At 48.7% G+C, this 9,658-nt stretch carries 7 protein-coding genes; 3 read left to right on the top strand and 4 right to left on the bottom strand.

All coding sequences use genetic code 11. The annotated features are described in order from the left end of the window. Together BZG79_RS07320 and BZG79_RS07315 are read right to left on the bottom strand one after the other, a co-directional pair. On the bottom strand, nucleotides 1–2,379 hold a 2,379-nt coding region (locus BZG79_RS07320), incomplete at its 3' end, for a VolA/Pla-1 family phospholipase (protein WP_077774077.1). Between the two features lie 15 nt (nucleotides 2,380–2,394). Beyond that, entirely contained in the window at nucleotides 2,395–3,636 is a 1,242-nt protein-coding gene (locus tag BZG79_RS07315) for an outer membrane protein transport protein (protein ID WP_077679308.1), read from the bottom strand. Between the two features lie 293 nt (nucleotides 3,637–3,929). Between BZG79_RS07315 and BZG79_RS07310 the strand changes: the two genes are divergently transcribed. Further along, on the top strand, nucleotides 3,930–4,403 hold the full coding sequence (locus BZG79_RS07310) for a peroxiredoxin (protein ID WP_077646713.1): 474 nt from the start codon (nucleotides 3,930–3,932) through the stop codon (nucleotides 4,401–4,403). An 88-nt stretch (nucleotides 4,404–4,491) separates the two neighbouring features. On the opposite strand, the gene BZG79_RS07305 is transcribed toward BZG79_RS07310, so the two are convergent. Together BZG79_RS07305 and BZG79_RS07300 are read right to left on the bottom strand one after the other, a co-directional pair. Next, nucleotides 4,492–6,126, bottom strand: coding sequence for an acyl-CoA synthetase (locus tag BZG79_RS07305; protein WP_077774076.1), 1,635 nt, complete (start codon nucleotides 6,124–6,126; stop codon nucleotides 4,492–4,494). 142 nt (nucleotides 6,127–6,268) lie between these two features. Further along, on the bottom strand, nucleotides 6,269–6,841 hold the full coding sequence (locus tag BZG79_RS07300; protein WP_108743247.1) for a nucleoside deaminase: 573 nt from the start codon (nucleotides 6,839–6,841) through the stop codon (nucleotides 6,269–6,271). Nucleotides 6,842–6,940: 99 nt separating this feature from the next. Here BZG79_RS07300 and BZG79_RS07295 point away from each other — a divergent pair, with 99 nt between their 5' ends. Beyond that, entirely contained in the window at nucleotides 6,941–8,062 is a 1,122-nt protein-coding gene (locus BZG79_RS07295) for an efflux RND transporter periplasmic adaptor subunit (RefSeq protein WP_077660996.1), read from the top strand. 10 nt (nucleotides 8,063–8,072) lie between these two features. Next, nucleotides 8,073–9,658: efflux RND transporter permease subunit (locus BZG79_RS07290; protein WP_199877602.1), on the top strand; the 1,586-nt coding region annotated here is incomplete at its 3' end.

Below are 9,658 nucleotides of genomic sequence, written 5' to 3'. Positions count from 1 at the left end.
ATCAACCGCTTGGCGAATCATTTCAGCGTGCACGGCTTGTTCTGCAAGCTCCGCCGTTTTCGGGAAGATAAAGGTGCTATGGCTCGCGTTATCACCGGCAAAGTCAACAAAGTTCTGGCCATCTTGCGCAGCGGAGGAGCTGGCATTGATGGTTGGTAGGCCAAGTTTCGCGGCTAATGGCTCAGAGCCAGCGAAATTATCAACAATGCCCGGTATCGTATAGGCGACGCCGTTCGGTACCGTGTCATCCCCATCGACTTGTTGCATATAAATCGGCGTAGTGCTTCCATCAATATAGGTTGCATTCGTATAGGGATCGACGGTATCGAGTAGCGTCTGTGCGGCATAATTAAATTGCTGTACCACACCATTCACTTCCGCTTGTGCGCTCTCTGAGCCGTTTGCCTCAAAAGTTTTGTAGCAGATAACATTATTTTCTGCGCTATTATCGAGCGTACAATTGTTACCGGCAAAGGTCTGATAAGCGGCACTGCCTTTAAAAGCAACACTGTGCTTAATCAAAGGACCAAACGAGTCCGACCCGAGAAGCAAGTTAGCAATTTGTCCCCCAGAGTTCGCCACGCTTAGCGCAGAGAAGTCATAATATGGGCCGACTCCTGTATCTGCGTTGTCACGGTTGGCCGCCGCAAACCCGGTGGTGCCAACAATGCCGCCTAGCGAGTGACCTAATAAGCGTGGTGCCGAGGTCGTGAAAGACGATATCGTCGCTAATGGCGTCCCCGCGAATCCTCCCATCAATTGGGTACGGGTCAAGCCAGCGCGCACGCCCATCACATCCAGCGCACTCTGGCGCACATTGTCACGCGCTACGGCCAGGTTATTCAGATTTAAGTACGCTGTCACATCGACATTAGCAGAGCGTTCAGCATCCAAACTGCGCTGACCATGGAGCGGTAAATCAATCGCCATCACCGCTTGGCCTGCATTGGTAAAGTTAGGCGCAAAGAAGTACGCATTTTCTTTTGCCGAGGTAATTCCGTGCTGATAAACCGTCAGTTTGGTAGTGCTATCAACCGTTGCTGGGGTAAACAGCAAGAAAGGTACCTCTTGCACTGATTTAATCTGCGGTACTGGGCTGTAGCGGGTAATAATCCGCTCAGGATCCAACTGACTACCGTCGGCTTTAGTCAATGTGACACCGGCCAGTTTAAATAGCTCTTCAGTAATTAAAGTCTTGTCATCTCCGCTTAGTACCGCTATATCGACACCAGCCTCAGCAAGCTGCGCGGCAATGGTCGCTTTTTGCTCAGGGTCTTGCAGGGCATTCAATACTTTGGCCAAGCTGGGGGTTGCCGACTCAAACGGTTGGCTATTCCAGTTGCTATCGGTTTCCAAATAGTAAGGAAGCTTTATGGTGCCTGTTGACACCTGAACATCAGCTAAGTTAACACCGTTTAAATTAAATGCGCCGATGACTTTGGCTTTGATATTTTCGTCATTTGGATCAAAGTACTGGGTAAACTGGGCATCCCCATTCAACGCCGTTTGATAGTCCTGAGTGCCGGTAATATCGATGTTGTAGGCATCCGATAAATCAGCATTATTGGGGTTGGCGCCCGCTTTCCATACTGCAGCTAGGCTTCCAGCATCAAATCCAGCCGCCGTCGCTAGCTTGGTATAGTTTAAGCTATCACCCACCGATTGGGTGGAGAACCAGGTGGAGTAGACGATGGGGGAATTCGCCCCGGCGGCCTTCGCCAGCTTTTCAACACCTTTAATAACCGTTGCCGGTTTTTCTAACGCTGTCCCGGTAAAATCTTTATTGGTCGACTTTAACGATGCATAGCTCGTTGACGTACCGACGGGATTGCCATTGGCATCCGTCATTTCATCGGTAATCACCACAATGTATTCACTGCTCGGCGCTAAGTCGCTAGTGGGTAATATCGTCAGTGTGTCTGTCGCCGCACTGGTGATAGCATTGAAATCGCTACCGAGCGTTAGCACCTTTTCTGGAAGCGGATTTTCCCCAGTCAGCGACTCAGTTAGTTTCACCAGATAAACACCGCCAGAGACAGGACCATCGACCAACCCTGCGCCTTTAAAGTCAAACACCAGCGGCATGGTGGTCGACCAACCATCCATGGTATTCATCGCCGCACGCGGATTACTTAATGTGCTGTCACTGCCAGTGGGTAAATTTAAGGTGCCGTCGTTAGGGTTCATTAATAAAAAGGTTGGCACCGGGACAGATTGATTTTTCCCCTGTAAGGTAAAATCGATTTTGGTGTCACGCTCAAGTAGGGCTTGGACCTCAGCATTAAAGTCAGGATTGGTCGAGCTGGTCTTATCATCCCCACAGCCTGCCAATAAAAGCACAGCAGCCACTATCGATAACGAAAAAGAATGCTTTAACATGAATGGGCTCCCATTTTAAAAGGTATAGTTGAGTTGCACTGCGCTTAAATACGCATCGCCTTTCGATGAAATTTCAATATCCTGACCCAAGCCATTGGTCTCTTTAAAGTTTCCATCACGGCTTCTAATCCAGGTAATCGCCGCATCAATGGTTAAATCGGCATTGTATTGGTAGGTAAAGCCGGTTGAATACCAATAACGGTCCGAGTCGGGAATACTCAAGGTCGCTTTGCCCGCTTTTTCATCAAAGGCGACCCCTGCGCGACCTGTCCACGCATCATTAAACTGATAAGTACCGCCGAGTGAAAGGCGTACGTTATCTTTGTATTGCTCATCTTTATAAAAACATTGATTCGGTGTACCGTCGTTACACTGACTGGACGTTGCTTTTAGCTCTTTAAATGAACGCCAGCCCGTGCGTTTCCAGCTGTAATGCATGGCAAAGTCATCGGTTAACTGATGAAACCCTGATACTTCATAAATTTCCGGTAAGTCGAGCTCTAAATCACCATCGACTTTCGGTGGTGTAGAAATCCCTGTGTCATAGCTATTGAGATCGCCGTCTTCAAATTCGAGTGCCACCTCAGAGCGGTAGCCAAATCCAATGCGATGATCATCATTAAAGTGATAGGTGGTGCCCACATTAAAGCCATAGCCAACTGCATCGCCTTTTAACGACAGTAAGTTATCTCGCTTATCTCCACCCAGCGCACCAGCTAATGCGCCTTTATACCGGGTGAGTTCTGCTTTGGCGTATACCAAACTTAACCCTGCGCCGACACTCCATTTGTCGTTCACTTGATAAGCCAAAGCGGGATTCAAATTAGTGGTAAGAAGATCTGTATGGCCGGCAATATCGCCTACCTGCATGTCATCCGGATAATCTGTTGCCACGCCATAGGTGGTATATAAGCCAACACCCCATGACCATTTATCGGTTTGCGGCGATACATAATAAAACGCAGGCACCGCTTTAACTGGTGCAACGTCTTTGGCTTCTTCGTTATTGGTTTTATCTTTGATTCGAATATGGGGATCAACAATATGAATCGCACCGGAAACTTGGCGCTTTTCTAATAACATCATATTGGCCGGGTTTCGGGCGAGAGTGGATGCGTTATCAGCAATGGCGGCTTCGCCAGAATAAGCACGTCCAAGGCCAGTTGCTGAATGTTCAGCGACCTGAAACCCTGCCCCATGAGCTTGAGTCGCGGCGATGATGCCAACCGCAATCGTTGAGAGCTGCTTCTTGTTCACTAGTCGGACCTCCGAGGTCTCTTGTTTAGTATGAGATTGTGATGTTATTTGTATGTAAACAACTTGTCAAATGATTGAATTACCTCGAACAATGACAAGGCTGGGGATTATAGGGCGTGGATCACAAAGTAAAAGTGGTTATTAATTGGTAAGACCAGCATGCTTAAATTGCACATTATCGACGCATATATCGCCTAAAACCCCATCAAGTTTCGGTATTTTCAAGGCGTAAATAAGCGTAGACTCGATGGCAGAAGGATAAAGTTCGATAACACAATGACCAAGGAGTCATCATGATTCAGCAAGGACAACCTCTACCCAGCGCTACACTCAGCGAACTCACTGCTGAAGGAATGCAAACCCACGACATCCCTGCCCTTTTCGCCAACAAGAAGGTTGTGCTGTTCGCGGTGCCGGGGGCCTTTACCCCAACCTGTTCAGAGTCGCACTTACCGGGTTTTGTGGTGAAAGCGGATGAGATTAAAGCAAAAGGCGTCGATATGATTGCCTGCGTATCGGTTAACGATGCCTTTGTGATGCAGGCTTGGGGCGAGGCACAAAATGCCAATCAGATTCATATGCTGGCCGACGGTGATGCGAGCTTTACCAAGGCGCTAGGACTAGAAATGGATTCAGGTAAGTTTGGCGGTGTTCGCTCACAGCGCTATGCCATGATCATTGAAAATGGCACCGTCACCCAGCTTAATGTTGAGCCGCCGAAAAGCTTTGACGTTTCCAGTGCTGAGGCCGTACTCAAGCAGCTATAGGTTTGCCAGATGTTAGGCGATAACTCGCCCAACTGACGGCCTGAACGTGATTTAATAAGCGGTGACGGGATGACGCCACCGTTTTTTATTACACTGACTTTTCACTCACGTTACGACGCAGTACATATTTTTGCACTTTCCCTGTCGACGTTTTTGGGAGTGTTGTAAAGATCACTTTTTTAGGCGCTTTAAAGTGAGCCATTTGGTCACGACAGAAAGCAATAATGTCTGCTTCGGTCACGGCTGATGCTTCGGTCGTTTTGACAAACGCACAGGGAACCTCCCCCCATTTTTCATCGGGCATCGCTATCACCGCGACTTCATCAATCTCGGGGTGACGATACAAGACATCTTCAATTTCAATGCTGGAAATATTCTCTCCACCACTAATAATGATATCTTTCAGTCTATCTTTGATTTCGATGTAATTATCGGCATGCCACACCGCTAAATCGCCAGTGCGAAACCAGCCGTTACTCATGGCGTCTTCCGTCGCGCTCGGATTCTTTAGGTAGCCTTTCATCACGATATTACCGCGAACAAAAATCTCACCCAGCGTGCCACCATCTTTTGCAACCGGTTTAAACGTCACCGGATCAGCGACCATCAGATCCCCTTGCATCGGCGCGCGTACGCCTTGGCGCGCTTTCATCCGCGCTTTTTCTTGTTGGGAGAGGTGATCCCAATGATGCTGCCAATCACACACCACGCAAGGACCGTAGGTTTCGGTGAGCCCATAAACATGGGTCACAGCAATGCCCATCGCTTCCATGCCCTCAATCACAGAGGCAGGTGGCGCGGCGCCTGCGGTCATGACCTTGATGGTATGCTTAATGCCAGATTTTAACGCCGGATCAGCACTGTTGATCATATTAAGAACAATGGGCGCACCGCAGAAATGAGTGACCTTATGGGTTTTTATCGCATCAAAGATAGGCTCGGCCCGCACATGCCGTAGGCTGACACTCACCCCCGCCGTTGCGGCCACCGTCCATGGGAAACACCAACCATTACAGTGGAACATGGGTAGCGTCCAAAGATACACTGGATGGGAATCCATGTTCCATGACAACACATTACTTACCGCATTCAGATGGGCGCCACGGTGATGATACACCACCCCTTTGGGGTTGCCGGTTGTGCCTGAGGTGTAATTAAGTGAAATGGCCTGCCATTCATCGTCTGGCAATGCGTACTGATAATCACCATCCCCTTTTGCTAAAAACGTCTCGTAGGTAGTTTCACTGATGCATTCGCCATGCGGATACAAGGGATCATCAATCGCAATCACTAACGGACGGTGTTTAATCATCTTCAACGCCCGCTTACCCACTTCCGTCATTTCCTTGTCGACGATAAACACTTTGCTTTCCGCGTGTTCAAGGATAAAGGCGACGGTTTCCGCTTCTAACCGGGTATTAATGGTATTGAGTACGGCGCCTGTCATCGGCACACTAAAATGCAACTCAAAGACTTCAGGCAGATTGGGGGCCATCACCGATACCGTATCACCCAGCCCGATGCCGGCTTGAGTCAATGCCGACGCAAATTGACGACAACGCTGATCGACTTGCTGCCAACTCCAACATAAATGGCCATGAACGCTGGCCGGATAATCTGGATAGACGCTGGCGGCCCGCTCAAGGAAAGAAAGCGGGCTCAGTGTTTGATAATTGGCTGGACTTTTGTCCAAGCCAAGATCGTAGATATTATTAGATGACATAACGCACTCCTTGCTGACTGTGTCTAGATAACTAGATCACGTTAGCATGTCATCGAGCATGCGCTATTCAACTTAAGTCGATATGGCGGCGACAACACAAAAAGGCCCAGCCAATCCTCGTAGGCTACTCTTATCAAAATTCTTATTTCTTTGCGTTCACCGCACTCACACCTTGCCAATCTTCTAACTCTTGTTCGGGGTGCTCGGTTCTAAATTGCTGATACAGCGCAATGCCCAGCGGATCTTCTAGCACATCGATCGTCACGCCTTTCTCTTGCAGCATCGTCTCGTTACCGCTCGCACTGGTCACATCGCCGACCACCACTCGCACGAAACCACGCATAAAGATTAATGTTGCGCAAACATCGCAAGGGCTTAAACTGGTGAATAAGGTCGTTTGGCTAAAATCGATTCTCCCAGCGTCACGCATTGCAGCTGTTTCGCCGTGATTATAAGGATGGTTTTCTTGCACCAGCGTGTTGTATCCCTTACCCACAATTTGGCGCGTGTGATTATCAATAATCACCGCGCCAATGGGACAGCCGCCTTCTTGTGCACTTTTTTCTGCAAGGCGTACCGCGATCCTCATAAAATCAGTATCTGTTAACTTAGTGCAAAAATGAGCGTCCATCAGTACAGGTAGACTAAGCGTCGGCATATGGGCAATCGCACGCAATGTCGCTTCATCCACGTTGCTATTTGCGTTGAGTAGCATCCGCTTTCTCCTCATTCGTTTAGGTTTATGACTCTAGCCTGAACAGCTCCACAAAATCATCGACCACGGTCGGTGATGGATTTTTTTCAGGGACTTTTTATGACAAAGCGTTTAATTCTGATGTTAGTCGCGTGTGCGCTCGTATTTGGTGGGATTTTTGCCTACAAAATGGTGGGTGATCATTTTATGAATCAATTTTTTGACAATATGCCTGCACCGACGGCGACTGTCACAGCCACCACAGTGTCGACGCACCCATGGCGTGAACAACAAACTACCATTGGTAGTTTTGCCGCGATTAATGAAACCCAGTTGACCACCGAAGCAAACGGCATTGTCGATGATATTTTCTTTGATAATGCGACCCCAGTAAAAAAAGGGCAACGGCTGCTGACACTCGATGCCAGTGTTGATCAAGCAGAGTTGCGCCGACTCGAATCTGTGGCTGAACTAGCACAATTAGAGATGCGACGTTACCAACGCCTTTACAGAGACAAAAACGTATCAGAGTCGGAACTCAAACGTAAAGAAAGTGAGGCTAAACAAGCAAATGCAGCAGTTGATAGCCAACAAGCGCGCATTGCACAAAAGTCGCTAACCGCCCCTTTCGATGGCATTATTGGCATCCGTAAAGTCAGTCTTGGTCAATTAATTGCTCCAGGTTCAGTGGTCGCAACCCTGACCTCAGTGAATCCGATTCATCTTAATTTTACCCTGCCCGAGCAACAGCTTAGTACCCTGCAAGATGGCCAAACAGTCTCAGCCACTATCACGGCGCGACCTGAACAAACGTTTAGTGGCACAGTCACCGCTATTTCTCCTGTCGTTACCCAATCGAGCCGCAGTGTTGACATTCAGGCCACCTTTGACAATCCAGACGCCATTTTACGCTCGGGCATGTTTGCACGCGTGAGTCTTGATCAAGGTGAAGAAACGCAAAATGTCTTACTGGCGCCACAAACCGCGATTCAATTTAACCCCTATGGCAACGCCGTTTTCGTGATCCAAGAACAAGATGATGCACTGACGGTGCAACAGCGTTTTGTTCAAACCGGCGCACGCCGCGGTGACATGATTGTGATAGAGGATGGCCTGGAAAGCGGCGATCGCATCGTGACTTCCGGATTGCTCAAGCTGCGCAACGGCAGTAACGTGAAGATCAGTGATAATCCGCGTGTTCAGCCCAGCGAAGATCTTGATCCCAACGTTGTGAATCAATAGGAGCTATTCGATGCGATTTACCGACGTATTTATCAAGAAACCCGTATTAGCGTCCGTCGTTAGCCTGTTCATTATCTTGCTAGGTTTACGCGCCATCACCGACATGAATGTGCGCCAGTTCCCGGAAATTAAGAATGCGGTTATCAGCGTGTCGACCACCTATATCGGTGCAGATGCCGATTTGATTCAAGGATTTATTACCACACCGCTGGAGCGTGAAATTGCCGCATCAGAAGGGATTGATTACTTGGTTTCGACGTCGACGGCAGGCGTCAGCACTATCGAGGCCTATTTGCGTCTTGATTACGACCCTAATGAAGCACTCACGCAAATTGCCGCACAGGKCAACAAGGTACGGTCTGAGCTGCCTGAAGATGCGCGTGAACCCGTGGTCACCTTGCAAGTCGGTGAAACCGTGGCGGCGATGTATCTCGCCTTTTACTCTGAGGTACTCAGTGATAACCAAATTACCGACTACTTGGTGCGTGTGGTTGAGCCGCAACTTTCTACAATTCCCGGCGTACAACGCGCCAATGTACTCGGTGCTAGCAGCTTTGCGATGCGGGTTTGGCTCGATTCGGTCAAGCTCGCTGCATACGATCTTACCGGCACGGATGTCGTTGCTGCACTGCGCAATAATAATGTTCTGGCAACGCTTGGACGCACCAAAGGCCAAGATGTCGCGATAGATTTAAACGCTGCCACAGACATTCATGACGTCAGACAATTTGAAGATCTGGTGATCAGCAGCGATGGCCAATCGGTAGTACGTTTAGAGGATGTCGCGACGGTTGAATTAGGTGCAGAAAGTTATCAAACGTCCGTTAACTTTAACGGATTAGATGCCACCTTTATCGGCATTGAAGTGTCCCCGGATGCCAATGCCCTTGATGTTATTGAATCAGTCAATGAGGTTTGGGACGCGGATGTTATCCCCCAACTACCGCAAGGCTTATCAGCCTATATCGCTTATGATTCCACCGAGTATATTGATAATGCCATTGATGAGGTGGTGATATCGATTATTCTCGCCCTAGCGATTGTGGTCTTCGTTATTTATGGCTTTTTAGGATCATTGCGCTCGGTGATTATTCCGGCGGTCGCCATTCCGGTGTCATTAATCGGCACCTTCTTCTTGATGTTTCTATTAGGCTTTTCCATCAACCTGCTCACCTTGTTGGCAATGGTTCTCGCGATTGGCGTGGTGGTCGATGATGCGATTATCATGCTGGAGAATGTCCACCGCCATATTGAAGAAGGAAAGAGTCGAACAGAGGCCGCTATTGAGGGGGCGCGTGAGCTAGCTTGGCCGATTATTACCATGTCGACGACGCTCGTCGCGGTATTTTTGCCCATTGGCTTTGTCGGCGGGTTAACCGGTGTCTTGTTTGTCGAATTTGCGTTTACCCTCGCCGCCTCGGTGATTTTGTCGGGAGTGGTCGCACTAACACTTTCGCCGATGATGTGTGCCTATGTACTCAAACCTTATCAAGCCGATAAAGCGGCGAAAGAGAATTCTCTTGAACATTGGTTAGATAAACAATTTGATCGTTTATACCGTCGCTATAAACGTACCCTACATAGTTTGCTAAATAC

The sequence above is a fragment of the Salinivibrio sp. MA427 genome (assembly GCF_001996115.1).
GTDB classification, from domain to species: Bacteria; Pseudomonadota; Gammaproteobacteria; order Enterobacterales; family Vibrionaceae; genus Salinivibrio; species Salinivibrio costicola.
The sequence above is the reverse complement of the archived record's forward strand: the minus strand, read 5'-3'. Positions and strand labels throughout refer to the sequence as shown.

What these genes read in the sequence shown, in the direction of transcription:
- BZG79_RS07305 (WP_077774076.1), bottom strand. Translation starts at nt 6,126, where the DNA reads ATGTCATCTAATAATATCTACGATCTTGGCTTGGACAAAAGTCCAGCC.
- BZG79_RS07295 (WP_077660996.1), top strand. Translation starts at nt 6,941, where the DNA reads ATGACAAAGCGTTTAATTCTGATGTTAGTCGCGTGTGCGCTCGTATTT.
- BZG79_RS07310 (WP_077646713.1), top strand. Translation starts at nt 3,930, where the DNA reads ATGATTCAGCAAGGACAACCTCTACCCAGCGCTACACTCAGCGAACTC.
- BZG79_RS07300 (WP_108743247.1), bottom strand. Translation starts at nt 6,841, where the DNA reads ATGCTACTCAACGCAAATAGCAACGTGGATGAAGCGACATTGCGTGCG.